The sequence below is a fragment of the Azospirillum oleiclasticum genome, from assembly GCF_013423485.1.
Taxonomy (GTDB): domain Bacteria; phylum Pseudomonadota; class Alphaproteobacteria; order Azospirillales; family Azospirillaceae; genus Azospirillum; species Azospirillum oleiclasticum.
This window is the reverse complement of sequence record NZ_JABFFR010000040.1, coordinates 52112-77448: the sequence shown is the minus strand read 5'-3', so window position 1 is coordinate 77448 and position 25337 is coordinate 52112. Positions and strand designations below refer to the sequence as shown.

26 protein-coding genes, 1 tRNA gene and 1 pseudogene are annotated in these 25337 nt (G+C 68.9%); 8 read left to right on the top strand and 20 right to left on the bottom strand.

Annotation, left to right across the window (positions count from 1 at the left end):
• Positions 1 to 32: 32 nt before the first annotated feature.
• From HL658_RS30380 to HL658_RS30340, 9 genes and pseudogenes are all read right to left on the bottom strand, one after another.
• Positions 33 to 585 (bottom strand): annotated as a pseudogene (locus HL658_RS30380) (IS5 family transposase); the annotation flags it as partial.
• A 30-nt stretch (positions 586 to 615) separates the two neighbouring features.
• Positions 616 to 861 (bottom strand): TraK family protein, encoded by a 246-nt coding sequence (locus tag HL658_RS38285; RefSeq protein WP_425485394.1) that lies wholly within the window; start codon positions 859 to 861, stop codon positions 616 to 618.
• A 69-nt stretch (positions 862 to 930) separates the two neighbouring features.
• The gene (locus tag HL658_RS30370; protein WP_180286170.1) at positions 931 to 1293 is read right to left on the bottom strand and encodes a plasmid mobilization protein; all 363 of its coding nucleotides are present in this window, start codon (positions 1291 to 1293) and stop codon (positions 931 to 933) included.
• 524 nt (positions 1294 to 1817) lie between these two features.
• Positions 1818 to 2321: a helix-turn-helix domain-containing protein gene (locus tag HL658_RS30365; protein WP_180286171.1), complete on the bottom strand. Its 504-nt coding sequence runs from the start codon at positions 2319 to 2321 to the stop codon at positions 1818 to 1820.
• Positions 2318 to 2566, bottom strand: a complete 249-nt coding sequence (locus tag HL658_RS30360) for a helix-turn-helix transcriptional regulator (protein ID WP_180286172.1) — start codon at positions 2564 to 2566, stop codon at positions 2318 to 2320. The genes HL658_RS30365 and HL658_RS30360 overlap by 4 nt, the downstream gene beginning before the upstream one ends.
• A 93-nt stretch (positions 2567 to 2659) precedes the next feature.
• Positions 2660 to 3367: a transcriptional regulator domain-containing protein gene (locus HL658_RS30355; RefSeq protein ID WP_180286173.1), complete on the bottom strand. Its 708-nt coding sequence runs from the start codon at positions 3365 to 3367 to the stop codon at positions 2660 to 2662.
• Positions 3364 to 4560, bottom strand: coding sequence for a tyrosine-type recombinase/integrase (locus HL658_RS30350; RefSeq protein ID WP_180286174.1), 1197 nt, complete (start codon positions 4558 to 4560; stop codon positions 3364 to 3366). The genes HL658_RS30355 and HL658_RS30350 overlap by 4 nt, the downstream gene beginning before the upstream one ends.
• A 215-nt stretch (positions 4561 to 4775) precedes the next feature.
• Positions 4776 to 4849 (bottom strand) — tRNA-Gly (locus HL658_RS30345).
• 36 nt (positions 4850 to 4885) lie between these two features.
• Positions 4886 to 5485 (bottom strand): GNAT family N-acetyltransferase, encoded by a 600-nt coding sequence (locus HL658_RS30340; RefSeq protein WP_180286175.1) that lies wholly within the window; start codon positions 5483 to 5485, stop codon positions 4886 to 4888.
• 374 nt (positions 5486 to 5859) lie between these two features.
• Here HL658_RS30340 and apaG point away from each other — a divergent pair, with 374 nt between their 5' ends.
• Positions 5860 to 6252 (top strand): Co2+/Mg2+ efflux protein ApaG, encoded by a 393-nt coding sequence (gene apaG, locus HL658_RS30335; protein WP_180286176.1) that lies wholly within the window; start codon positions 5860 to 5862, stop codon positions 6250 to 6252.
• A gap of 211 nt (positions 6253 to 6463) precedes the next feature.
• Positions 6464 to 7060, top strand: coding sequence for a GTP cyclohydrolase I FolE (gene folE, locus HL658_RS30330; protein WP_180286258.1), 597 nt, complete (start codon positions 6464 to 6466; stop codon positions 7058 to 7060).
• 6 nt (positions 7061 to 7066) lie between these two features.
• On the opposite strand, the gene HL658_RS30325 is transcribed toward folE, so the two are convergent.
• Both HL658_RS30325 and HL658_RS30320 read right to left on the bottom strand, forming a co-directional pair.
• Complete coding sequence (locus HL658_RS30325; RefSeq protein ID WP_180286177.1) at positions 7067 to 7636, bottom strand: helix-turn-helix domain-containing protein; 570 nt, start codon at positions 7634 to 7636, stop codon at positions 7067 to 7069.
• A 199-nt stretch (positions 7637 to 7835) separates the two neighbouring features.
• Entirely contained in the window at positions 7836 to 9395 is a 1560-nt protein-coding gene (locus HL658_RS30320; RefSeq protein ID WP_180286178.1) for a mechanosensitive ion channel family protein, read from the bottom strand.
• A gap of 310 nt (positions 9396 to 9705) precedes the next feature.
• Between HL658_RS30320 and HL658_RS30315 the strand changes: the two genes are divergently transcribed.
• Positions 9706 to 11208, top strand: coding sequence for a matrixin family metalloprotease (locus HL658_RS30315; protein WP_180286179.1), 1503 nt, complete (start codon positions 9706 to 9708; stop codon positions 11206 to 11208).
• 13 nt (positions 11209 to 11221) lie between these two features.
• Here HL658_RS30315 and HL658_RS30310 read toward each other — a convergent pair whose 3' ends face one another.
• The gene (locus HL658_RS30310; RefSeq protein WP_180286180.1) at positions 11222 to 11635 is read right to left on the bottom strand and encodes a YbaN family protein; all 414 of its coding nucleotides are present in this window, start codon (positions 11633 to 11635) and stop codon (positions 11222 to 11224) included.
• 158 nt (positions 11636 to 11793) lie between these two features.
• On the opposite strand from HL658_RS30310, the gene HL658_RS30305 reads away from it, so the two are divergent.
• The 3 genes from HL658_RS30305 (at position 11794) to HL658_RS30295 (ending at position 13698) form a co-directional block, all read left to right on the top strand.
• Positions 11794 to 12066 carry a hypothetical protein gene (locus tag HL658_RS30305; protein ID WP_180286181.1) on the top strand — a complete coding sequence of 91 codons (273 nt, stop codon included), beginning with the start codon at positions 11794 to 11796 and terminating at the stop codon, positions 12064 to 12066.
• Between the two features lie 25 nt (positions 12067 to 12091).
• Entirely contained in the window at positions 12092 to 12484 is a 393-nt protein-coding gene (locus HL658_RS30300; protein ID WP_180286182.1) for a VOC family protein, read from the top strand.
• 110 nt (positions 12485 to 12594) lie between these two features.
• On the top strand, positions 12595 to 13698 hold the full coding sequence (locus HL658_RS30295; RefSeq protein ID WP_180286183.1) for an NAD(P)/FAD-dependent oxidoreductase: 1104 nt from the start codon (positions 12595 to 12597) through the stop codon (positions 13696 to 13698).
• Positions 13699 to 13758: 60 nt separating this feature from the next.
• Here the strand turns inward: HL658_RS30295 and purH are convergent, their stop codons facing one another.
• From purH to HL658_RS30270, 5 genes are all read right to left on the bottom strand, one after another.
• Positions 13759 to 15363 (bottom strand): bifunctional phosphoribosylaminoimidazolecarboxamide formyltransferase/IMP cyclohydrolase, encoded by a 1605-nt coding sequence (purH, locus tag HL658_RS30290; protein ID WP_180286184.1) that lies wholly within the window; start codon positions 15361 to 15363, stop codon positions 13759 to 13761.
• Between the two features lie 62 nt (positions 15364 to 15425).
• Positions 15426 to 17087, bottom strand: coding sequence for a heparinase II/III family protein (locus tag HL658_RS30285; protein WP_180286185.1), 1662 nt, complete (start codon positions 17085 to 17087; stop codon positions 15426 to 15428).
• 122 nt (positions 17088 to 17209) lie between these two features.
• Positions 17210 to 18532 carry a transcription antitermination factor NusB gene (locus HL658_RS30280; protein WP_180286259.1) on the bottom strand — a complete coding sequence of 441 codons (1323 nt, stop codon included), beginning with the start codon at positions 18530 to 18532 and terminating at the stop codon, positions 17210 to 17212.
• Between the two features lie 37 nt (positions 18533 to 18569).
• Complete coding sequence (trxB, locus tag HL658_RS30275; protein ID WP_180286186.1) at positions 18570 to 19571, bottom strand: thioredoxin-disulfide reductase; 1002 nt, start codon at positions 19569 to 19571, stop codon at positions 18570 to 18572.
• A gap of 136 nt (positions 19572 to 19707) precedes the next feature.
• Positions 19708 to 20667, bottom strand: coding sequence for a mitochondrial fission ELM1 family protein (locus HL658_RS30270; RefSeq protein ID WP_180286187.1), 960 nt, complete (start codon positions 20665 to 20667; stop codon positions 19708 to 19710).
• Between the two features lie 167 nt (positions 20668 to 20834).
• Between HL658_RS30270 and HL658_RS30265 the strand changes: the two genes are divergently transcribed.
• Entirely contained in the window at positions 20835 to 21389 is a 555-nt protein-coding gene (locus tag HL658_RS30265; RefSeq protein WP_180286188.1) for an Lrp/AsnC family transcriptional regulator, read from the top strand.
• Between the two features lie 21 nt (positions 21390 to 21410).
• Here HL658_RS30265 and chrA read toward each other — a convergent pair whose 3' ends face one another.
• Positions 21411 to 22706, bottom strand: coding sequence for a chromate efflux transporter (gene chrA, locus HL658_RS30260; protein ID WP_180286189.1), 1296 nt, complete (start codon positions 22704 to 22706; stop codon positions 21411 to 21413).
• A gap of 135 nt (positions 22707 to 22841) precedes the next feature.
• Here chrA and HL658_RS30255 point away from each other — a divergent pair, with 135 nt between their 5' ends.
• Positions 22842 to 23828 carry a hypothetical protein gene (locus HL658_RS30255; RefSeq protein ID WP_180286190.1) on the top strand — a complete coding sequence of 329 codons (987 nt, stop codon included), beginning with the start codon at positions 22842 to 22844 and terminating at the stop codon, positions 23826 to 23828.
• A 4-nt stretch (positions 23829 to 23832) separates the two neighbouring features.
• Here the strand turns inward: HL658_RS30255 and HL658_RS30250 are convergent, their stop codons facing one another.
• Together HL658_RS30250 and greA are read right to left on the bottom strand one after the other, a co-directional pair.
• Positions 23833 to 24747, bottom strand: a complete 915-nt coding sequence (locus HL658_RS30250; RefSeq protein WP_180286191.1) for a hypothetical protein — start codon at positions 24745 to 24747, stop codon at positions 23833 to 23835.
• 41 nt (positions 24748 to 24788) lie between these two features.
• The gene (greA, locus tag HL658_RS30245; RefSeq protein WP_180286192.1) at positions 24789 to 25262 is read right to left on the bottom strand and encodes a transcription elongation factor GreA; all 474 of its coding nucleotides are present in this window, start codon (positions 25260 to 25262) and stop codon (positions 24789 to 24791) included.
• Positions 25263 to 25337 lie beyond the last annotated feature (75 nt).

Genomic DNA, 25337 nt, shown 5'->3' with positions numbered 1-25337 from the left:
CTTCGCTGCCTGACCACCCCCGTGAGCAGTTACTCATAGCCCTTGTTGGCTGCAGTTTAGCAAGACAACGGCGTGGCCGGCCGGCGCACTGGCGGATGGCCGGCACGGCATCAACCAGCGTCTTCAGAAACCTGCTATCGTGCCGACTGGTGGCGGAGATGGTCAGGGCGAGCGGGATGCCGTTGGCATCGACGAGGATGTGGCGCTTGGAACCGTGCTTGCCGCGGTCTGTTGGGTTCGGCGCGCTCTTCTGACTTCCCTTCTTGCCGGGACCGCGGCGTTGTCCACCGCGGCGCGTTCCCCACTGATGGCGTTGGCGTAGCCGAGGCGGTCGAGTTGGGCTAGGTGGATGCGCTCCCACACCCCTTTCTCCTGCCACTCGTGCTGGCGCCGCCAGGACGTCATCCGCGGCCCACAGCCGATCTTCTTGGGCAGGAGTTGCCACGGAATGCTGGTGCGCAGCACGAGCTGGATGTCGAGCGGCGCGGCACGATCATCCACCTGGTACCGCGGGCTATTTGGCTCCGGTGGAAACGGCGGTTCGATGAACGTCCAGAGGGCGCCGAAAACGAGTGGCGTTGCTATACCCCTCCCAGCACCCAAAAGCCCGTTTCGCTACGCGTTCTTAACTCGACGACGAGGAGGTGGCTGCTTTCCAAGAATGAAGCGGTTCACGCATTTGCGGAACGATTGGTAGGCCGAGGTGACGCGCCCATCAGCGCTCATCACGCGCCATGTCTCCAAGATCGACCACCCATCCGCAAGCGCTGCCTCGATGTCGGCCCGATATGTGCGGATAACTGCCACATTCCGCGCTCTTGGCGACGCATTTGGATTGGAGAGGATTTCTCTGCAAAGCATCTGAGTTAGGGTTTCTCGCTGGGAATCTTCCATGGTGTCCTCCTTGCTTGGGTGGCTTCCGTTGATCTTCTATGTTCTCGATCTGACAATTTTTCCCGCGCTCTCGATCATCTTTTGGCTTGCGTCTTCGATGCGTTTCAGAAGCCGCTCGAGGTCGGGGGGCCTTATCCGTTCCTCATTGGTCAGCCACATCTTCAGCAAACCGCCAAGTCGGTTCAGGTCGGCGTGGGTTCGCGTCAGAACCGCCACTTGCTCATAGTCGACGACGCTTCTTGGCTCGTATCCGACCCCGACCTCCCGCAGATTGGCGGATGTGGACATCCCGGCGGCCCTGGCGTGCCGCTCGATCTCTGCCCGTTCAGACGGAAGGCACCAGACGGTGATCGGCGTCGTCGTGCGCCGCGTGCCCGCTCCGTTCCTCGATCTTGTCATGACGTGGTTCCCGATGGCCGGGCGGAGCCCGCCGCAAGCCTCGCAGAGCAGGGGACCGTTGAGCCGAAGGCGAATAAGGTCGTGATGGGCCGGCGTACCGGTACATCACCCATCCTGCCCTTCCTTCCGATGACACTGGATGACATTCCGTGCAACTTTCTGCGCCAATGGCGTCTTTGATGCGTTCAGAAGGCGATTAGTCGCTTTTTGGACGCCAGATGATCGACGAACTTGCGTGTTGAACGCCGTCTGGTCGCCTGGGCGACGCTGCGTGTCCGTCTGCTGATCGTTTTTCGGTCAATCGGGGACAGGACTGGAAAGCCGGTGCAGCGGTTGCCGCCTGCCTCTTATCCACAGGCGAGGGGAAGGGTAGGGATGGGGAGCCGCGCCCGCTCCCGCTCCGCGCAGGCAAGGGGCTGCGCGGGAGCGGGCGCGTCTCAACTCTCTTATCTTTATAGGGGGCAATTCCGCTGCCCCTGGGGTAAACGACGCTGCCCCCCTGGTAAAAACCGCTGCCCCGGCGGTCATCGCCCTTGCCCCTTGTCCACAGCGATGGGCGCGGCGGCATTGACGATCTGGATGTTGACCGTTCCGATGGTGACCGTCGTCCCGAGCTGGTCGCTGGTGAGGGGGTGACTCTTCAGCGCCTTGAGAACAGTTGTCAGTTGGGACGGTATATACTGGAACATAGTGGAAGCTACGGGCGTTCGGTCTGCCGCATAGTATAGTATCTGCTCATGGACAACGTACCGCGTGGGAAAGTGATTCTCGACGACCGTGATCAGACCGTTCTCCTGCAAGCTCCTCCTTGCTTTGTAGAAGGTCGGTTTGCTGACCCCCATCGCTTTGCAGAGGCGGTCGTTGCTGACTTCGGCAAAGCCTGTCTGATGATCCACATACCGCTTGATGGCGATGTACAGCGCGGCGGCCGAAATGTGCATCCGTGCCAGCGCTCCGCTGTCCACGATCTGGTGCAAGACCTGGAACCAGCCGGTCGAGGGTGGGAGGGCGATGGATTGATCGGTCATTGGCCGTCCCGCCCGTTTTCGGCGGTGGAGTCCTTTGCCCGGTCATCGAGCCATGTGCGGATGTCCGATGCCCGGTAACGCACGCAACGCGCCGACAGAGTGATGTAACGGGGGCCGGTTCCCCGGACACGCCAATGCGCCAAGGTCTGCGGCGCTACCCCAAGCAACTCGGCGGCCTCGTCGGCTGAACAGAGCTTGTCCGTATCCGCGAGCGGCCTGGGGCGTGACTTCTGCTTGTAGGCCATTCGTTTCACCTGTTTGTTCCAACAGGTTCGCGATTATGGCCATAAATGCCGGTGTGTCGCGTTCAGAAATCTGGCCGGAAAAAGTATTTGTTTTCAAGGGGATGCGGCGAGCTTCCTATAGCCGACCTCTACCATCCTTCTGGCGGCATACCAGTGGGCGCGAATCCGTGCCAGTGCCTGCTCTCTCGGAAGGTTGCGATACTCTGAAATATAAATCCTGATCATTTCTGCATTAGCATCATTGGTTTTTGCATCGAGAAGCCGCAAGTAGTTCATTAGCTGATGACGGCAATGCGCTTTCCTGTGAGGGCGTGCTGTTTTACGTCTGGGCCAATTCCCTCCCGGTGAGATAAGATATATTTCTCCGGTCAGAAGTTGTATTTTATCGTCTGGCATTCTATCAAGGCTTCCTAACGTAGTAATGATTTGACTTCCTTGTGGAGAAACTTGATCGATAAAAATTGGGCAGAAATCTGATGCGTACGGCGAGGGCGGAGACCAGTTTGGATCAAGGCCAAAATCTTTCTGTATTTTCCAGGCCATACCCTCCTGTGCCTTCCAGGATGCATGGTTCATGTCAACTCCACCTTCCAACGCGGTACTTCGGTGCCATTTCCATGTATGGTAACGAGTAAAATATTCAGGGCTCCTTCTAAGGAATTCCCAGGCAATTTTGTTTGGATGCCACTCCAAGATTGGGATGTATTCCTGCTCGCTCTTCCACCATGGGCGAGTCATTGCGTGGATCATCTCGTATTTAGCTCCATCGGGAGCAATGTAAATAAAATCCTTTTGCTTCATGGAACTTCCCCCGCGGCGATCTCGGCAACGCGAGCCGTTGCCCTTCTCAATGCATCGTCTTGAAGATGAGCATATCGGCTGGTTGTCTTCGCCTGGGTATGACCCAGAAGGGCGCCCACCACGGGCAAGCTCTCCCCTGACGACACAAGCAGGCTGGCGAAGGTATGGCGGACATCGTGAACCCGCACACCCTCGATCCCGGCGCGGCGGCAGACCGCCGCCCAGAAGGTCCGGATGGTGGTCATATGGCCGTCTGTGCCGTCACCGGGGAAAACCCATGGCGGCGGCTCCGCCTTGGGGCGCTTGCCCTTCCGGGCGCTCTGGCGCTTGTTCAGCACATCGACAGCGGCCGGCGACAGAGGAACGCGATGGATGCGCTTCTGCTTGGTCGTGGCGGCCGGCTTGACCCACATACCGACAGTCAGATCGAGATGGGACCACTGCATTGCCAGCACCTCGCCCACCCGCGCGCCGGTCAGCAGCAGAAGGCGCACCACGTCGGCGGAGTCCTGCGCCGGGCTTTGGTCCAGCGCCACATGCAGACGGGCGATCTCCTCTGGCGTCAGATAGCGTTCACGGCCTTCCTCGGTGTTCCGCTCGATCTTGAAGGCGGGGTTTGCTGACAGCATTCCCCACCGCTCGGCGGCGGAGAAAATGGCGGAACAGAGGGAGACTGCCCGATTCGCCGCGACCGGAAAGCGCTCGGAAATCCGGTGATGCAGATCCTCGATGTCCTTGCGCTGGATGTCGGTGATCCGCTTCTCGCCCAGAACCGGCAGGATGTGGTTTTTCAGCAGCAGGCGGCGGTTCTTCAGGGTGCCGTCACGGTTGCGGCGCTGGGCCACCTCGGTCATCCAGCGGGTCGAGAACTCAGTGAAGGTCGGGTTGAGGTCCGGCTTGACCTCACGCGCTTCCTTGCGCTCCTGGGCAGGGTCGCGGCCAAGATCGGCGGTGGCAAGAACCTTCCGAGCTTCCTGGCGCGCCTTGTCGAGCGGAACCTTGTTGCAGAACCCGACGGTCATGCGGCGTTCCTTACCGCCGCGAACCCGCATCTGCACGATCCAGGCTTTCACACCGGTGGGCGTGACGCGCACCGCGAAGCCGGGCACCTCGCTATCCCAGACGAAGGTTTGCCCCTTCTCCGGCGGCTGTAACTCGTCCACGAGAGTTTTGGTAAGGCGGACGCGGGCCATGGGTAGTCACCCCCTGCTGACACGAGAGGCGCTTACAAGGCCGCTGGACGGGCTTTCCGCGTAGGGGCGTTGATTCGCCTGCCGCTGGCTTGCAGCCCGCTTACACGCCCTGTGTAAGCCTGGATGTAAGCTAGCATGGGGCAGAATCAGGCACAACGAGGCACCACCGGGCATCCCGGTTTGGCGCTAACTCATTGTTTATTCAGGGAAAGCTTTGGAGCGGGTGAAGGGAATCGAACCCTCGTCGTAAGCTTGGGAAGCTTCTGCTCTACCATTGAGCTACACCCGCGCCGGACGCTCCTTATAAACGAGGCCGGCGGTGCTTTCAAGCGGGTCTGGCGTACCAGAGGCGGGTTTGTGCGAAGCCGGCCGGGGTGGCGAAGGCGCCGGGGACGGGGATCGCCAGATCCTCGGTCGCGGTGCCGGTCCAGGGGGTGATCATGCCGGACACGCCATCCAGGGCGCCGGGCACGATCTCCAGTCCCAGGAAGCGGTCGAGGTCGACCGGGCCGGGAAGCTGCAGGTCCATGGTCAGCCGCCGGGTGAAGCCGAAGCGGCTGTAGTAGGGGGCATCGCCCACCAGAAGCACGATGCGATGCCCGGCCGCCGCGGCCTTGTTCAGGCTCATGCGGATCAGCTTGGAGCCGAGCCCGGCGCCTTGCAGGTGCGGAGCGACCGCGATGGGGCCCAGCAACAGTGCCGGTACGAAGCCGCTGATGCTGATCGGCCAGTAGCGGATGGTGCCCTGGAGCACCTCCTCGCCATGGTCGTCGTGCTCCAGCGCCACCAGACCGAGGTCGGACAGCGGAGCGACGGTGTCGCGCAGCCGGTAGGCGGTCTTGGTGTGGCGGTCGGTGCCGAAGGACTGGTCGAGCAGGGCCTCGATCGCGGCGGAGTGCCGCGGCTCCTCGGTGGTGATGATCATCGTGATGGACACTCCCGGCGTAGGATGGTGGTGCTGGCGGGTTGCGCCGGTGCCGGAAGGTCGCGTCAGGGCAGGGTGGTGCCCCGTCCGTCGCTCCAGGCGACCGCACGCGACCCAAGGACGGCCGCGCCCGCACTCAGGCGGACGGAGCAACGTCGTCGGTTGCGTATGGTGTGCAGTCGCCTCATGGCCTCGTCTCATCGGCCGTTTCGGAGGACCGTGCATATAGCATCGCTCCCGCCCGCGCGCAAGGGAATGGCCGGGCGCGCCACCCGACCGCACCCTGCCCGCTCTGGACAGCCGGCGAAGTGCGCCCTTATGCTCCGCAGGGCGCGCCGAGGCGCCGCCGACGGCCGGCGGCAAGGAGTTTCGCCATGTACAGCCAGGTCACGCGGTCCATCCGCATCACCGTCCAGCCCAGCTTCCTGGAGGACCAGTCGGCCCCGGCCGAGAGCCATTACGTGTGGGCATACCACGTGCGCATCGACAACGAGGGTTCCGAGACGGTCCAACTCCGCACCCGCTACTGGCGCATCACCGACGGGCGCGGCCGGGTGCAGGAGGTGCGCGGCCCCGGCGTGGTGGGGGAGCAGCCGGTGCTGGAGCCGGGCGGCTCCTTCGAGTACACCAGCGGCACCCCGCTCGCCACACCGTCCGGGATCATGACCGGCTCCTACCGCATGGAGACGCGGCGCGGCGAGATGTTCGACGTGACGATCCCCGCGTTTTCGCTCGACAGTCCGCATCAGCCGATGAATCTCAACTGACAGGTGATGATTTTCTTGTTTATGATGATCGGGTTGTGCCGCCGGCCGCACCACCCGATATGATCCAACGGGCTCAGCGACTGCGTACAACGACGCAGAAGGTCTCCGGGGAGGGGGCCGCCCAAACGAAAAGGGACATCCCGTGACCTCAAGCAAGAGATCGCTCGCCGAGAACATCGTGCGCGGCCCCCGTCATGCCCGCCGCGAGCCGATGACGGTCGAGCGCCCCACCCGCGCCGAGGCGGAGGCGGCCGTGCGGCTGCTGATCCGCTGGGCCGGCGACGATCCCGACCGCGAGGGCCTGGTCGGCACGCCGGACCGCGTCGTCCGCTCCTATGAGGAGTTCTTCGCCGGATACGCGGTGGACCCGGTGGCGATCCTGGAGCGCACCTTCGAGGAGACCGACGGCTACGACGAGATGGTCGTGCTGCGCGACATCCGGCTGGAATCCTACTGCGAGCACCACATGGTGCCGATCATCGGCAAGGCGCATGTGGCCTACCTGCCGCGCCGGCGGGTGGTCGGCATTTCCAAGCTGGCGCGGCTGGTGGAGGCCTACGCCAAGCGCCTGCAGATCCAGGAGAAGATGACGGCGCAGATCGCCAACACCATCGACGAGGTGCTGCAGCCCGAGGGTGTGGCCGTGGTGATCGAGGCGCAGCACCAGTGCATGACCACCCGCGGCGTGCACAAGACCGGCGTCAGCATGGTGACCAGCCGCATGCTCGGCGTGTTCCGCACGGATCCGTCCACCCGCCGGGAGTTCCTGGCGATGATCGGCAACCCGTCCAACCGCGGCGGGGAGTGATACCGCCTACTCCACCTTCATGCCGTGCTGGCGCAGCAGGCTGTAGAGCGTCGGCCGGCTGACCGCCAGCAGGCGGGCGGCGGCCGACAGGTTGCCGCGGGAACGCGCCATGGCGTCCACCAGCGCGCGCCGTTCCGCCTCGTCGCGCACCACCCGCAGCGTCGGTGGAGTGTCGCCTGTGGCGAGCTGGCGCACCTCCTGCTCCAGGTCGGCGCGGTGGAACGCCCGCTCCACGGCCCGTTCCAGTTCACCGCTGTCGATGGGCAGGGTGCAGAGGTCGAAGGCGCCGCGCGCCACGGCGCGGATGGCCAGCCGCCGCTGCGCCGCGCGTGCCGGAACGATCACCTTGATCGACGGCGCTTCCTCCAACAGGGCGTTGAGGGTGTCGAGCGCCGCGGCGCCGCGGTCGTCGGTCGGCGGCAGGGGTAGGACGACCACCGGTGGCTGGTGCCGGCGCAGCGCCCCGACCGCTTCGTCCGGGCCTGTGGTGACGATGGCGCAGCCGGCAAAGGACGGCCCCGCCGGCAGGCCGGGTTCCTGGCCGTCGTCCACGATGAGCAGCGTGCGCGGAACCATGGTGCTCCTGGAAAGGGGCGGGCCGGCACGCCGGCCGATACGGGGCGGCGCAAGGATCGCGAGTGCCGCCGCTTTCGTCCAAGGTGCGTTGGAATGACGCACCGCCCACGGAAGGCACAGGGGGCTCGTGCGAAGGTGGTGCACCCCGCCGGTCCGGCCGCGCGTCGGGACAGGATCGTCGGGGAGATCCGCTCGCGCTTCAGCGCAGGGACTCGGGCGCCGGCACGCCGCGCTTGTGGAAGATCGCCTTGATGGACGCGGCGATGGCGCTGGTCAGGGTGCTGCGCCGCTCGCCTTCCGGCGCGTGGGAGACGCGGTAGGCCTCGCTTTTGCGCTCGTTCTGCAACTGCATCTCGGCAACCGTCGCGGCGATCAGGTCGATGGCGGCCGGGCGATGCTCGAACACCCCGGCCAGCGCTTCGGCGTCCAGCTCGTAGGCGGTCAGCACCGACAGCGCCCTCACCGTGGCGGTGCGCGGCTGGCCGGTCAGCAGCGCCATGTGCCCGACCACCTCGCCGGGGCCGAGTTCCGCGACCCGCAACTCCACCCCGTCCGGCTGGCGGATCGTCACCTCCGCCCGGCCGCGAGCGATGATGAACATCGAGCGCCCGCCGTCGCCCTGCCGGACGAGGCACTCGGGGGCGTGCAGGTCCACCTTGCGGGCGCGGTCGGCGAGCGCCGCGTGGTCCTCCGCCTCCAGCGGGCGGAGGATGTGGACGCGGGCCAGCAGCGCCGCCAGTTCCGGGGCGGCCGGCTGTGCGGGAAGTGCCGCGGTGGACTCCTCCGGCGCCCCGAGCTCGGCCCGGCGGAAGGCCATGCGGTAGCCGGCCCGGTGCAGCGACGCCAGGATCAGCGCGCCGACATCGTCGGCTGCGGAGAACCAATCCTCGTCGCTGCGGATCCAGAAACGCGCCTGATACTGCACGCCGAAGTCGCAGCAGCCGCGCAGCACGACGCCAGGGGGCGGGTCGGACAGGACCCGGCGGGACTGCAGCATCGCCCGCGCCACCACGGCGCGCACCTCCATTGGCGGCGCGTCCTCCTCCACCGTGAAGTCGAAATGGCGGCGGATGCGCCGGTCGGGCAGGTTGTGGTTGATGATGGCGGCCGACGCCACCACGCTGTTGGGCAGGAACATGATGCTGCCGTTGTTCAGCCGCAGCGTCACCTGCCGCCAGTTCATCTCCTCCACATAGCCCCAGTGCTTGTCGATTTCCACGCAGTCGCCGGTGCGGATGGGGTGCGACAGGTTCAGCGAGATGCCGGCGAAGATCTCCCCCAGCGAGCTGCGGGCCGAATAGCCGAGCACGATGGCGAGCGCGCCCGACAGGGCGGCGATGGCGGTGATCGGCTTCTCGTAGACGACATGCACGATGACCAGCGCCGCGACGATGTAGATCAGCACCGTGCACAGATCGATCAGCAGCTTCGGCACCAGCGGCCGGTGGTCGCGCGCCAGCCGGCCGAACCACACATAGCGGCGCAGCGCCGCGTTCGACAGGTAGGCCATGCCGATCCACCACAGGCTGGCCAGCGCATGGCCGGGCTCGTCGCGGTACTCCGCCAGCTCCGGCGGCAGCCGGGTGCCGATCCAGTGGCGCAGCAGGTAGGCGCCGGTCAGGGCCAGCATCACGGTGGCCCCGATCCGCACCCGGTTCTGGGTCCGGCTCGGCCGGATCACGCTCCCGGCCAGCGACAGGAGGAGCATGCCCGCCGCGGCGAGCAGGGCAACGAGGCCGGACGCCTCGACCACATTCATGGAAGGACCATCCACGGAAGGAAACGCCGGATGCGGACGACGGTGAACGCCAGCTAACGCCAAACCCGCGGCGCCGACAACAGCGGTCGCAGCCGCCGGCGACCGCGCGTGTGCCGTCGGCGGCCCAGTCCGGGTGCGACAGGAGCGGGTGATGGTCGCTGCACGCCCCGCGCAGGTCCATGGAGCATTCTGCAACGTACAACACGTGCTACGCTACCGTTGGTTTGGCCGCTGCGAACGGCAGTCGGAGGGGGATCAGGCGATGCAGGCTGGACCGGCAGGTGATCGATCGGCGGGATGGTGCGGATGCGTGGCGTGCGCCGGTCTCGCGCTGTCCACCGACGGCAAGGTCGACTCCGCCTCCTTTCAGGCCTACGGCACCAAATGGGGGCTCGCCGGGCTCGGCCGCTCGGGCGGGGTGGTCACCTGGAGCTTCGAGGCGGGATCGCGCGACGTCGGCCGGGTGATGCCGGCCGGCTACCGCGACCTGATCGCCGCGGCCTTCCGGACCTGGGAATCGGTCGCCGACATCCGATTCGCCCAGCTTGCCGACGGGGCGACCGCGGACATCCGGATCGGCGCCACCGCGATGGACGGTGCCAGCGGCACCTTGGCAAGGGCCTATTATCCCACCGCCTCCTCGGCGCTCGGCGGGGACATCGAGTTCGACAGCGCCGAACGCTGGAGCATCGGCACGGCCGGCGGCACCGACATCCAACGGGTGGCCGCGCACGAGATCGGCCACGCCATCGGGCTGGAACACGAAACCGCCGTGGTCGCCCTGATGAACCCGATCTACAGCGAGGGGGTGTCGGGGCCGCTCGCCGACGACATCGCGGGGGCGCAAGCCATCTACGGCGCGCCGGCCCCGGACACGCGGCGGCCCAGTTTCGAGGCCGGCTTCTATCTGACCGTCAACGCCGACGTGCGGGGGGCTCTGGGAGCCGGCAACACGGAGGGTGCCTTCGAGCACTATCTGCGCTACGGCGCGCGCGAGGGACGGGCGCCCGGCCCCGTGTTCGACGAGACCTGGTACCTCGCCTTCAACCCGGATGTGGCGCGGGCGGTGGGGACCGGCGGTTTCCTCTCGGGTTTCCAGCATTGGGTCGAGAACGGACAGGCGGAGCGGCGCAGTCCCGGCCCCCTGTTCGACGAGGCGTATTACCTTGGCACCCACTCCGACGTCGCGGCGGCGGTGGCGGCGGGCTGGCTGCGGTCGGGTGCCCAGCATTTCGCCGCCAGCGGCATGGCCGAGGGGCGGGACCCCGGCCCGGCCTTCGATGCCGGCTTCTATCTGAGCGCCTATCCGGACGTGGCTGCGGCGGTGCGGGCGGGTGCCCTGCCGTCGGCGGCGTATCATTATTTCCTGTATGGCCGGACGGAGGGGCGGCTGCCCATGCCGGCCGTCGTCGGCAACGTGGGGGAACCGTCGGGTGCCGACCTTCCCGCCTCGTCGGCCACCACGGGCCGGGTGTCGATCGGCGGGGTGGTGACCGGGCGGGTCGGCAGTTCGGGCGACCGCGACTGGTACGCGCTGTCGCTGACGGCGGGCGACACGGTGCGCGTCACCCTGCGCGGCAGCGCCAGCGGCGGCGGAACGTTGGGCGACCCGTATCTGCGGATCTACAGCGCTGGTGGCCTGTTCATCGCGGGCAACGACGATTCCGGCGGGACGCTCGACTCGGCGTTGGTCTTCCGGGCTACGGTGTCCGGCACCCATTATGCGGAGGCTGCGGCCTATTCCACCGGAACGGGGACCTACACGCTCGCCGTCGCCCGCAGCTCGTCCGTCACCGCTCTGGGCGAGGCGTGAGCGTGTGCCGGCGTCAGCCGCGGCGGACCGGCTCCGGCCGCGTCGCCACATAGACGGCAACGGCCGCCATGCCGGCCCCGGCGAAGACCGGCACCAGCGGGCTGGCCGTGGTGACGGTCAGAACCGCCCAGCTCGCCGTCATGCCGCCGACCGCCAGCAGCTTGGCACGGCGGGGAATGGCACCCTGGTCGCGCCAGTCGGTCAGAAAGGGGCCGAAGCGGGGATGGCCGTAGAGCCAGGCCTGAAGGCGCGGGCTGCCCTTGGCGAAGGCCCAGGCGGCGACCAGCAGGAAGGGGGTGGTGGGAAGCAGCGGCAGCGCCACGCCAAGCAGCGCCAGCCCCACCGCGAACCAGCCGATGGTCAGAAAGAGCATGCGCCCGATCAGGCCGGGGCGCGCGCCGCGCGTCTCCGCAATTCCGCTGTCCATGCCCCACCCCGTTTTCCGCCCGACCCGGACGGACCGTCAATGGTTCGACATGTGGTCCGCCTTGTCCACGGTCAAGTGTGGGGCGCGGCACGCTGGCGTTTGACCGGCGCGTGCCGGGCCGGCAGGATCGCGCATCCACCCCGATCCCCGGATTCGCCATGATCACCGACCTGCCCTTCGGCCCCACCGCCGACACGCTCCTGGAAACGCTCTTCGCCACGGCCCCGGATGCCGTCCGGCGGCTGTCGCTGCTGCACCCGGCCTTCGCCCCCGAGGCCGCGCGCGCGATGGGTGTACCGGCCGACGCCAGCCTGGGCGACATGGCGCGGGCCGCCGACCTGCCGCTGGAGGTCGTGCTGACCGCCGCACGCGGGGAGATCCGGGTGCCCGAGCTCTGCGGGTGCCATGGCAAGGGCGGCGGCTGCGGGTGATGCGGATGGCAGAGGGAGGGAAATCATGAAGTTCGGCTACACCATCGTCTATGTGCCCGATGTCGGCGCCTCCCTGGCGTTCTTCGAGCGGGCCTTCGGGCTGGGGCGGCGTTTCCTGCACGACTCCGGCGATTACGGCGAGCTGGACACCGGCGGGACGGTTCTCGCTTTCGCCGATGTCCGGCTCGCGGACGCGAATTTTCCGGGCGGGGTGCTTCCCGCGCACGCGTCGGCCAAGCCCGTGGGGGTCGAGATCGGCTTCGTCACCGGCGATGTGGACGAGGCGCACCGCCGGGCGATCGCCGCCGGAGCGTCGGAGCTGGCGCCTCCCAAGGTGAAGCCCTGGGGTCAGACGGTGTCGTTCCTGCGGTGTCCGGACGGCACCATCGTGGAGCTGTGCACGCCCGTCGGCGGATAGCGGACGGGCGGCATGCCGCCCGTGACAGGATGGCGGTCCTTCCGCACCGGCGCTTGCGCCCGTCCGCCGCTTGCGGCCAGATGGGCGCAACGGTGCGACGGAGGGAACGCATGGATCGGGTGGACTGCGTGGTGGTGGGGGCCGGGGTGGTCGGGCTGGCCGTGGCGCGCTCGCTGGCGCTGACCGGCCGCGAGGTGATTGTCCTGGAAGCGGCCAACGCGATCGGCACCGAAACGAGCTCCCGCAACTCCGAGGTCATCCACGCCGGCATCTATTACCCGACCGGCAGCCTGAAGGCGAGGCTGTGCGTGGCCGGGCGCGACGCGCTCTACCGGTTTTGCGCGGAGCGCGGCATCCCGCACAAGCGTCTGGGCAAGCTGATCGTCGCCACCGACGACAGCCAGGTGCCCAAGCTCGACGCGATCCGCCGGCAGGCGGCGGCCAACGGGGTGGACGACCTGTACCCGATCAGCGGGGCGGAGGCGATGGCATGGGAACCGCAGCTTCGTTGCGAGGCCGCACTGGTTTCCCCCTCCACCGGCATCGTGGACAGCCACGGTGTGATGCTGGCCTTGCAGGGCGATCTCGAAGACCACGGGGGCATGATCGCTCTGCGCAGCCCGCTGCTGTCGGGCCGGGTGGAGGATGATGGCTTCACGCTGGAGGTGGGCGGGCCGGACCCGATGCGCATCGGCTGTGCGCTGCTGATCAACGCCGCCGGGCTCGGGGCGTGGGAGGCGGCGCGCGGTCTCGACGGTTTCCCAGCCGGCGACATTCCGCCAAAATCGTTGGCGAAAGGGAATTATTACGCACTTGGAACAGGACGTTCCCCGTTCACGCGCCTCATCTACCCGATCCCCGAGGATGGCGGGCTTGGCGTCCATGTGACGCTGGATTTGGCAGGGCAGGCGCGGTTCGGTCCGGATGTGGAATGGACCAGCGGGGTGGAGTATTCGATCGATCCCCGGCGCGCCGACCGCTTCTACGACAGCATCCGCCGCTATTGGCCGGCGCTTCCCGACAACGCCCTGGTGCCCGCCTATTGCGGCATCCGGCCGAAGCTGTCCGGCCCCGGCGAACCGGCCGCCGACTTCCTGATCCAGGGGCCGGCGGTGCACGGCGTGCCGGGGTTGGTCAATCTTTTCGGTATCGAATCGCCGGGGCTGACGTCCTGTCTGGCGATCGGTGATTGCGTGGCCGGAATGGTGATGTGACGCTCTGAGCCCCAACCCCCCCCCGCTATCGTGAGGGCGGGTTGGGTGGGGGCAGCCGCCTCAGTGCCGGAAGTGCCGCATGCCGGTGAACACCATCGCCAGACCCTTCTCGTCGGCGGCGGCGATGACCTCGTTGTCGCGGATGGAGCCGCCGGGTTGGATCACCGCGGTCACGCCGGCCTCGGCGGCGGCCAGCAGACCGTCGGCGAAGGGGAAGAAGGCGTCGCTGGCGACCACCGAGCCCTTGGTCAGCGGCTCCGCCAGACCGGCCGCCTTGCTCGCCTCGGCCGACTTGATGGCGGCGATGCGGGCGCTGTCCACGCGGCTCATCTGGCCGGCGCCGATGCCGGCGGTGGCGCCGTCCTTGGCGTAGACGATGGCGTTGGACTTCACGTGCTTGGCGATGCGGAAGGCGAAGATCAGGTCGGCCAGTTCCTGCGCCGACGGCGCGCGCTTGGTCACGACCTTCAGCTCCTCCGCCTTGATGCGGCCGGAGTCGCGGTTCTGCAGCAGGAAGCCACCGGAGAGCTGCTTCACCATCATGCCGGGCTCGGCGGGGTCCGGCATCTCGCGGGTCAGCAGGACGCGCAGGTTCTTCTTGGTGGCGAGCAGCGCGCGCGCACCCTCGTCCGCATCCGGCGCGATGACCACCTCGGCGAACAGCTTGGCGATCTCCTCGGCTGTCGCGGCGTCCAGCGGGCGGTTCAGCGCGATGATGCCGCCGAAGGCGCTGACCGGGTCGCAGCGCAGGGCGCGGAGATAGGCGTCCAGCAGCCCATCGCCCTCCGCCACGCCGCAGGGGTTGGCGTGCTTGATGATGGCGACGGCGGGGCGCTCGAACTCGGCGACCAGCTCGAAGGCGGCGTCGGTGTCGTTCAGGTTGTTGTAGGACAGCTCCTTGCCCTGCAACTGGATGGCGGTCGCGACACCCGGCCGCTTCTCGCCCGTCACGTAGAAGGCGGCCTGCTGGTGCGGGTTCTCGCCGTAGCGCAGCGTCTGCGACAACCGGCCCGACAGCGTCGTGCGCGGCGGGAAGACCTCCCCCTGCTGGCCGGCGAACCAGGCGGATATCGCGGCGTCGTACGCCGCGGTGCGCGCGTACGCCCGCTGGGCCAGCGTACGGCGCAGCGCCAGCGTGGTGGCGCCGTCGTTGCGGGCCAGCTCGTCCAGGACCGCCTCGTAATCGTCCGGGTCCGTAACGACCGTCACGAAGTCGTGGTTCTTGGCCGCCGCGCGGATCATGGCGGGGCCGCCGATGTCGATATTCTCGACGCAATCCTCGAAGGAACCGCCCTTCGCCACCGTCTGCTCGAAGGGGTACAGGTTCACCACCACCAGATCGATGGGGGGGATGTCGTGCTCCGCCATCGCCGCGGCGTGGATGTCGCGGCGGGCCAGGATGCCGCCATGCACGCGCGGGTGCAGGGTCTTCACCCGGCCGTCCATGATCTCCGGGAAACCGGTGTAGTCGGAGACCTCGGTGACCGGCACGCCGGCCTCCGCCAGCCGCTGGGCGGAGCCGCCGGTGGACAGGATCTGCACACCGCGCGCGGCCAGATCACGACCCAGCGCGACCAGACCCGTCTTGTCGGAGACGGAAATCAGGGCGCGGGTGATGCGGACTGTGTCGGCGGCGGTGCCCGGGGCGGGGTTGGCGGCGGTCATGGGCGGTCTCCTGGCGCGCCCCGACGCCTCACCCGCGCCGGGGCCTGAAAAAACGCCGGGATTTAGGCGGTCTTCCGCTCGCGGCGCAAGGCCCATTTGACCGTGGCGGCCTCCGGCCCCGCGGTGGCGGTGACGGCGACCTGGCTGGTGCGCCGCGGTTCATCCCCGGTGCCGAGATAGACACTCTCCGACACCTCGACCGTGCCGCCCGACGCCCGCAGGCGCCACGCGCTGCCGCCCGGCATCTGCAGCAACACCGCCGCACCTTGTTGGATCACGGTGGCCTGCACCAGCGGGTGCAGGTGGAAACGCACGGTGAAGGGCTGGGCCGCGGGGCTGGCGCCCAGCACCGGCTCCATGGTGTCCTCGCCGCGCAGATCCTCGCCGTTGTCGGCCAGATAGACGCGGCGGCGGTGCAGATAGCCGTGGGTCTTGGCGTAGCCGTTGTGGGTGGCGACGACCAGCGCAGCGCCATCCACCTCCTGCCGCTCGCAGCCGACATGGGTGGGGCGCCGCCCCAGCCCGCCAGCCTCGCGCACCTCCGACGAGTTGGTCTCGGCCAGCACCGTGGTGGAATGGGCGGCGGTGGCGGCGAGCGCTGCGCGCCAGGGGCCGCTGTCCACCGGGTGGCTGCCGCAGTTGACGATCATCCGCTCCTTGCCGACCGACACCTCCAGCGACAGGGTGCCGGCGTGGGCGTGCTCGTCCAGCCCCGGCGGCGGCGGCGCGCCGGTGTCCATCAGCACCAGCGTGCGGCCGGCGATCAGCCGCTCGAACCCGGTGTGCGGCGCGCTTTTCAGCGGGCGGCCGCGGGCGTCGGCGTGGGCCAGCACCGCGTCCACCAGCGCCGCGTCCTCCTCCCGCGCGCCGTTGAACAGCGCCAATCCGCCGTCGCCGTGGCGGAAGAACCGGAGCGCCGGCGTCATCCGGTCGATGGCGTGCTGCAGGCTCTCCGGCACCTCGACGCGCGCCGTGCGCAGCACCGCGCGCAGGTCGATCAGGTGCCGCAGCGCCTGGAGCTGGGAGGAGGGGTTGCGTTCCAGATGGCCGCCATCGGGCAGAACCTGGCGCGGCAGCTCCCGCTCCAGCAGGCGCAGCGCCTCCATCCCCTGCCGCTCCTGGCCGGGCAGGCAGAAGCCGCCATAGGCGAGCCCCTTCAGCGCGGTCAGCAGGGCCAGCCCGTCGAGCCGGCCCGGCACCACGCGGGCGAGGTGGCGCGTCTGCCGCGCCAGGCTGTCGAAGACGCGGGCGCGGAACGCGTCGTCCGCCGACGCGCAGAAAAAGTCGTGCAGCCCGATCCAGTTGGCGACGCGGGCACCCAGCACCGCCGGCGCCCAGGTCTGGCCGTGCCAGGACGCGTTGTGGTCGAGCCAGTAGAGCACCAGCCCCCGCGCCCGGCGCCGCGCGTTGTCGCCGCCCACCGCGCGCAGGTCGCGCAGCCAGTCGAAGCCGTGCATGGCGGCGGTCCAGCCGGGCGACGCCCCCGGCGGCTTCCAGGCTGGCCCACCGCCCGCGTCGAGCCCGACCGTCTGACCGGCGAAGCGGAACATTCCCGCCAGGATCGCACCGCCGCTGTCGGAGTCGCCGGGCCAGGGGTCGGGTGGCACACAGGACAGCGAGGCCGGCGTCCGTCCGCCCAGCATCATGGCGTAGAGGGGATTGCCGTAGGCGATCCGGGCCATGCCCTCCCGCAGCCGACCGAATCCTTGGCGTGAACCCGACATGCCCGTCACCCCATCACGCACGGAAGGGTGGGACGAGGGGCGGGGGCGCGGTTGCGATCGGACAGGGGCATAAGAGGGTTCGTATCAATTCGGGGCTTCGCCCGCAAGCATCGGTCACGGTGTCACGATTTCCGCCCGAGCCGTGCGATGAAGAAGCCGTCGATCCCGCCGAGTTCGCGCAGCATGCCGGGCAGGCTGCGGACCTCGCCCCGCTCGTTGACCAGCTCCGCCAGCCCGCCCAGCTCGGCCGCGTCGATCGGGCGCCGCTCCACCCGGTCGTCCTTCGCCAGCAGCCGTTCGATCTGCGCCTCCCCCTCCTCCGGCTGGATGGAGCAGGTGCAATAGACCAGCGTGCCGCCTGGGGCGGTGAGATCGACCGCGTGGGCCAGCAGGCGGGACTGCGCGCGGGCGAGCTTCGCCACGTCGTCCGGCGACTTCAGGCGTTGCACGTCGGGATGGCGGCGGATGGCGCCGGTGGCGGTGCAGGGGGCGTCGAGCAGCACGGCGTCGGCCGGCTCCTCCGGCGTCCAGCCGGCGGCGTCGGCGGTGATCCGGGTGGCCTCCAGCCCCAGCCGGGCGAGGTTCTGGCCGACCCGCTCCAGCCGCTTCGCCGAGCGGTCGAGCGCCACGACTCGGGCGCCGCGGGCGGCGAGCTGCGCCGTCTTGCCGCCGGGGGCCGCGCACAGGTCGTAGGCGAGCCGGCCCTCGAGGTCGCCGAACAGTGTGGCCGGCAGCGCCGCCGCCATGTCCTGCACCCACCACGCCCCCTCGGCGAAGCCGGGAAGCTCGGTGACGGCACCCCCGGCCTCGCGCCGCAGCGTGCCGGTGGGCAGCAGCCGCGCCTCCAGCGCTGCCGCCCAGGTGGCCGGATCGCCCTTGGCGGTGAGGTCGAGCGGCGCCTCGCGCAGATGCGCGTCGACGATGCCGCGGGCGCGCGCGGTGCCGTAGGCCTGCCGCCAGGACAGCCACAGCCAGTCCGGCGTGTTGAGCCGGCCGGCGTCCTGCGCGGTGGCAAGCGCCGGGCCTTCCGCGTTCACCCGCCGCAGCACCGCGTTGACCAGCCCCTTGTAGGGGGCGCCCTGCCGTTCCGCCACCAGCTCCACCGAGGTGTCGACGGCGGCGTGGGCGGGCGTGCCGAGGAACAGGAGCTGGGCGACGCCCAGCCGCAGCACGTCCTGCACCGCGGCCTTGGGCAGGCCGGGCTTGCTCAGCGACTGCTCGATCAGCGCGTCGATCTGCCCCAGCCGCCGCAGGACCGTGGCGACCAGCATCCGCACGAAGGCGCGGTCGCGCGGCTCCAGCCCCGCCAGCCCCGGATGCGCCTCCAGCGCGTCGTCGAGCGGGACGGACTTGCGCAGCACCTCGCGCAGCAGGTCCAGCGCGATGCCGCGGGCGGCCAAAGCGGCGGTGGCCGGGGGGGAGTCGGTCTCGGCGGGCTTGGTCACGGCGGTGTCGGTCTCGGCGGGTTTGGTCACGGTCCGGTCACCACGCCGCGGGGCTGGTGACGCCGTGGGCGCCGGCCGCCGGCTCGTGGGTGGCGAGCCACCGCTCCGCCTCCAGCGCCGCCATGCAGCCCATGCCGGCGGCGGTGACCGCCTGGCGGTAGACCTTGTCCTTCACGTCGCCGGCGGCGAAGACGCCGGGGACGTCGGTCGCCGTGCTGTCGGGGGCGGTGACGATGTAACCCTCGGCGTCGGTTTTCACCTTGCCCTTGAACACCTCGGTCGCTGGCACATGGCCGATGGCGACGAAGACGCCCTCGACCGGCAGCACCGACCGGGTGTGGGTCTTCACGTTGCGCAGGCCGAGCCCGGTGACGTGGCGGGGGCTGCCCAGGCTGCCGTCGCCGCCGCCCTGGATCTCCTCCACCACGCTGTCCCAGACGACCGCGATCTTGGGGTTGCGCAGCAGCCGGTCCTGCATGATCCGCTCGCCGCGCAAGGAATCGCGGCGGTGGACCAGCGTGACCTTGCTGGCGTGGTTGGTCAGGTACAGCGCCTCCTCGATGGCGGAGTTGCCGCCGCCGATCACGGCGACCTCTTTGCCGCGGAAGAAGAAGCCGTCGCAGGTTGCGCAGGCCGACACGCCGTAGCCGCGATAGACCTCCTCGCTGGGGATGCCGAGCCAGCGGGCCTGCGCCCCGGTGGCGATGATCACCGAGTCGGCCGTGTAGGTGTCGCCCGAGTCGCCCCTGGCGACGAAGGGGCGGACGGTGAAGTCCACCTCGGTGACGATGTCGAACATCATGCGGGTGCCGACATGCTCCGCCTGCTTCTGCATCTGGTCCATCAGCCAGGGCCCCTGGATGGGGTCGGCGAAGCCGGGATAGTTCTCCACATCCGTGGTGATCATGAGCTGCCCGCCCGGCTGCATGCCCTGCACCAGCGTCGGCTGGAGGTTGGCGCGCGCCGCGTAGATCGCCGCGGTGTAGCCGGCCGGGCCGGCGCCGATGATCAGGACCTTGGAATGATGCGTGCTGGGCATGGCGGTGGAACCCGATGGAGTGGTGGGCGGCGGTTCGCCCGTGGCGTTCAGCCCCATGATATGGGAAGGGGTGGGCCGCGGTTATAGCCGGTCCCGCCCCGTCATGACAGACCCGCGCGCCGATGTCCGGTGCGCGCTACCGCCCGGCCGCCATGCGCCGGCGGATCTCCGCCGCCACCTCCTCGGTTTCGCGCAACGGCGGGTAGCTCCAGCTCTCCAGCGCGCCCGTGAAGGGCCGGGCGATGCCGTCGGCGTAGAGCCCGTCCAGGAAACCGCGGAACTTGGGTGAGCCGCCCTCCAGCTCGATCACGTGCACCGGCTTGCCGGTGGAGCAGGCCTCCGACACCATGCTGACGCTGTCGCAGGTGACGACGATGTGGTCGGCCAGGGCGAGATAGGCGAAATAGGGGTTCTCCCCGCCGCCGTCCCACACCCGCGCCGAGGTGCCGGACAGGCGGGCGCGCAGGATCGCCTCGTTGTCCGCCCCGGTGCGGCGCGAGGCGGTGACCATCAGCCCGGCCGCTCCGGATTTGGCCAGACCCGCCAGCCGGTCGGCCAGATCGCCCATGATGATCGGGGTGAGCTGGTAGACCGCGTTCGACCCGCCGATCAGCACGGCGACCCGTGGGTGCGGCAGGCATTCCAGCGGCGCGCCGAGCCGGGCCGCGGCGTCGGCCAGCCGCTCCGGCGTCACCCGGTGCAGCGAGCCGCGGGTGACCAGCACGTTGGGGCCGCGCAGCCGGTCGTGCCGCGGCACCACCACCAGATCGAACTTCGCCGGGCTGACCTGCGGATCCTGGATGTGGACGGTGAAGGTGCGGCCGCGGCTCAGCCGGCGCACGGCGAAGGACACGGCCGTGCTCTGCCGGCCGCAGCCGATCAGCAGGTCGGGCCAGGGCGGAGCCACCGGATCGCCCGACGGATCGGCCGCCCAGCGCGTCCCCAGCCGCAGGAAGGGGGTGAGCTGGCGCCAGGGGCGGCGCAGGCGGATCCGCTTCACCGTCAGCTCGGCGCCCATCGCCTCGGCGATGCCGATGCACTGGTTCTCCATACCGGCGCTGCCGTCGGTGACGGCCCAGCAGGTTATCCGGCTCATCGGCGCGCACCGGTTGAACGGGTGCGACCATTCGTCGCCCCTACCGGGTCCTGATCACCGCCCCCGATATCCGGGTACCCGGCCGTCCGGTTTCCCGCTTGGCGGATCAAAGGGCATCGTGTAATATCGTTGCTCAAATTCACCCCCCGGAGCATTCCGAAGACATCATGCGGCGGGTCAAACTCGACCGAATCGACCGGCGCATTCTGCGCGACCTGCAGAATGACGGCCGGATGACGAACGTGGAGCTGGCGCGGCGCGCCGGCATTTCCGCTCCGCCCTGCCTTCGGCGCGTCCGCGCGCTGGAGGAGGCCGGTTTCATACGCGGCTACCACGCCGACATCAACCCCGACTCCCTCGGTTATGGCGTGACGGTGTTCGCCCAGGTGGGCCTGTCCAGCCAAGCCGAAGTGGACCTAAAGAAGTTCGAGGAGTTGGTCAACTCCTGGCCGCTCGTGCGCGAGTGCAACATGCTGGCCGGCGAGTATGACTTCATCCTCAAGATCGTGGCGGAGGACTGGGACGACTACCAGCGCTTCCTGACCACGAAGCTGACCGCGGCCCCCAACGTGGCGCATGTGAAGTCGGCCTTGTCGATCCGCTCGTCCAAGCATCTGCCGGGCGTGCCGATCGATGTCGACTCGCCCGACATTCCCGACGTCATCGAGGACGACGAGGACGAGGACGAGACGGTCCCGGCCGACGGACGCAGCGGTCTCTGACCGCTCCGGCACCGGCGCCCATCACAGGGCGCCGGCGATGCCCGCCCGCAGCAGCCCGGCGGCGGCACCGCCCAGCACGACCCAGTGCACCGGGGCGTTCCAGCGCACCAGCGCCGCCAACGCCACGGCCGCGATCAGCAGCGCCGCCCAGTCCGGCCGCCCGGCCGGCAGCAGCACCGCGAGCCCCAGCCAGACGCCGAGATTGAGGATGACCCCGACGACGGCGGCGGTGATGGCGCCCAGCGCCGCCGCGGCGCCGCGGTTGTGGATCAGGCGCTCGATGTAGGGGGCGCCGGCGAAGATGAACAGGAAGCAGGGCAGGAAGGTCACCCAACTCGTCAGAGCGGCGGCCACCGTGCCGGCCCAGACGGGCGACAGGGCGCCGGGATGGTTCCAGCCGGCGAAGAAGCCGACATACTGCACCACCAGGATGAGCGGCCCCGGCGTCGTTTCCGCGAGCGCCAGCCCATTGACCATCTCCTCCGCCGTCAGCCAGCCATAGACGTCCACCGCCTGCCCGGCGATGTACGGCAGCACCGCATAAGCGCCGCCGAAGGTGACGAAGGCCGCCTTGGTGAACAGAGCCGCGATCCCGGCCCAGGGCTGCCACCCCAGCAGGAGCAGCACGGCCCCCACCGGCACCACCCACAGCAGGGCGAAGACCGCGGCCAGCCGCAACAGGCGACCCGGCCCCGGCAGCGGGTCGGCCAGCGCCGAGCCGCCTCCCGCCGCGCCACCGTCCGCCACGGCGTGCGGTGGCGCGAACCAGTCCCGTCCCAGTCGCGCCGCGACCAGCCCCGCCACGGCCGCCCCGGCGATCACCAGCGGGAAAGGCAGGGACAGCGCGAACAGCGCCAGGAAGGCCGCCGCCGCCAACGCCACCGCCGCCGGCCCGCGCAGGGTGCGCTTTCCCACCCGCCACAGGGCCGCGGCGATGATGGCGACCACCGCCGGCTTCACCCCGTCGAACAGGGCGGCGACCAGCGGCGCATCCCCATGCGCGGCGGCGATCCAGGAGAGCGCCAGCAGCACCAGCGCCCCCGGCAGCACGAACAGCCCGCCGGACACCACCCCGCCCAGCGTGCCGTACAGCCGCCAGCCGATGTAGGTGGCGAGCTGCTGCGCCTCAGGTCCCGGCAGCAGCATGCAGAAGTTCAGGGCGTGCAGGAACCGCCGCTGGTCGATCCAGCCGCGGCGGTCCACCAGCTCGCTCTGCATCATGGCGATCTGCCCGGCCGGCCCGCCGAAGCTGACGCAGCCGAGCTTCAGCCAGAAGAGCAGGAAGGCGGAAAAGGGGGGTGGTGCGGGCTGGGCCATGGGGTGTCCATCCGGTGGGTCGAAACCATCCCATTCCGGTCACTCCCGCACAAGGCGCAGGCCGGCACCCGGTTGCACATTTCACGGGACCTTAACGGATTTCCCGCAAGAATGTTGTGGAGATAGGGAAAGGAAATGACCATGGTCGGCACCGGCGGCGTCAACAACCTGTTCACACCGGTCCAGAACAGCGGGTCCGTCTTCACGGCGAAGCCCGCGGGGGCCAAGTCCACCACTCCAGCGGCCGGCCCTGCGGTGGAGGACGCCGTGTCCTTCTCGCAGGCCGCTCTGGCCGCGCTGAAGAGCGGCGCGCCGGTGGCGACGAAGGCGCCGGCCTCCCACGCTCCGGCCGTCTACGCGCCAGCCACAGCGGTGACCACCGCCGCACCGCCGCTTCTGAAGGTCGAAGGCGGGCTGGAGACGGTGGACTTCGAGCAGATTCAGCGCATGGGCGACCTGCTGATGAGCCATCTGGACGCGCAGCGGGACTTCTCCCGCCAGCGTAACGACGCTCTGCGCTCCGCCTTCGGGCTCCCCACCGACATCGGGCAGGGCGGCGGGATGATGCTGTCCGGCGCCATCGGTGATGCGATCGACGGCTGGATGGCGGCCAACGGCACGCCGAGGCCCGAGAAGCCGGCGGAGCTGGCGGCGTGGGAAAAAGCCCGCGCCGGCGACGATGCCGGCCCGGCGCTGCCGCCGGGCACCGCCCGCACCTCGATGATCACCCTGTTCCTGCCGGGCTCGGAGGGGACGGGCAGCGAGCAGGTCGAGATCTGGATCGACAACCAAGCGTTCGAGAAGCTGGCGTCGCTGTCCGCCGACGAGGTGAAGTCCGGCCTGATGGACCTGATGAAGGGCGGCGCCAAGGCAGAGTCGGTCAACAAGGCCATCGCCGACGGCCCCTTCGGGCAGTTCATGACGGAGAACGCCGCCTACCACCCCGAATTCAGCCGGCCCAAGGCCCGCCTCGCTTTCACCGACCCCGCGGGCGGCGATCATCCGCTGCTGATGATCCAGTCGGAAAGCCGGCCGGACTATGTGATGAAGAACGCCGACAAGCTGGTGGATGCGGTGATGGACATCCTGAGGGCCGCCTACCCGCAGGCGGGGGAGGGGTGATCGCCTACAGCAACCCCGCGATCTCCTCCAGATACGCCCCACCCCCATACAGCAGCCCGGCCGGGACATAGCGTTCCATCTTGGACGCGCCGGTCAGGTGCAGCATCTCGATCACCGGGAACGGCCAGGCGGGGGAGTGCCAGAGGCCGTCGGCGCCTTTCACGGGGGATGCCAGCGTGCACATCCAGTTGCAGGCGGCGGGCAGTGCCGTGAAGTTGCGGAGTTGCAGCATCACGATGTTGAAGGTCACCGACTCGCACAGGAAGTGGAAGCGGGTCTTGGTCACCTCGGTCAGGTAATGCTTGAACATCGCCCAGTGCGGGGCGTCGGCCGGCAGGCCGTACAGGCCGATGTTGTAGTAGGGCATGGCCCCGGTCATCGCCGCCATGTCGTCGCCGAAGAAGCCGCGGGTCAGGGTCGTCTTGTCCTTGACGAAATCCTCGTGCGCGTCGGCGGCGTGGAAGGTCTTGTAGGCGACGTCCATCTCCGGCGCGATGACCAGCCGGCCTCGCGCCATTTCCTGGTCCATGAAGTCCAGCACGTCCAGCCGCTGGAACCAGGTGTCGGCGTCGACGCCGATGTAGCGGCGGAAACCGGGGAAATATTCCGGCACGAAGGGACGCGCGGTCAGCGCCCGCCAGAAGGGGACGCGCGGGGCGATGCGCTCGATCAGGTCGGGAGCGGGATGGACGATCCGCGCCTCGTCGATCGGCTCGATCCGCGCGCAGTGCGGGGCGACGTAGGCCCGTTGCTCGGGCGTCAGGCCCAGATCGATCAGGCAGACCGCGAAGCGACCGCGGTCTAGACCGGCCAGCGATCGCAGCAGCCCGACCAGCAGGGGGAAGATGGCCCGGTCCGCCGCGGTGACGATCGCAGTCCCGGCAGTGGTCACCGCGGGCGGGTTGGCGGGTTCGGGCATCGGACGGGGTTGGGGACGGGGAACGGGGGTTCCGCCGGACGTCAGCGGAACGCCACCGTGATGATCTCGTACAGCTTGGAGCCGCCGGGGGTCGACACCTCCACGCTGTCGCCGACGGCCTTGCCGATCAGCGCGCGGGCAAGCGGGGCCTGGATGGACAGCATGCCGTTCTTGATGTCGCTCTCGTCCTGCCCGACGATCTGGTAGGTCGTCTCCTCGTCCGTGTCCTGGTCGGCCAGCGTGACGGTGGCGCCGAACTTGACGGTGTTGCCGGACATCTTGGCGGGATCGATGACCTCGGCGCGGCTGATCTTGTCCTCCAGTTCCAGGACGCGCCCTTCGATGAAGCTCTGACGCTCGCGCGCCGCATGATACTCGGCGTTTTCGGACAGGTCGCCGTGCTCGCGCGCCTCCGCGATCGCCTTGATGACGGCTGGCCGCTCAATGGTCTTCAGAAGCTTCAATTCCTCCTGCAGGCGGTTGAAGCCGGCCGCAGTCATCGGGACTTTTTCCATCGGTTCCGTCCATCACGTGCCAACGCATTCCAGGGAAAGTTTCGGCGCGGTGGACGTGCCGCCGCGCCGTCAACC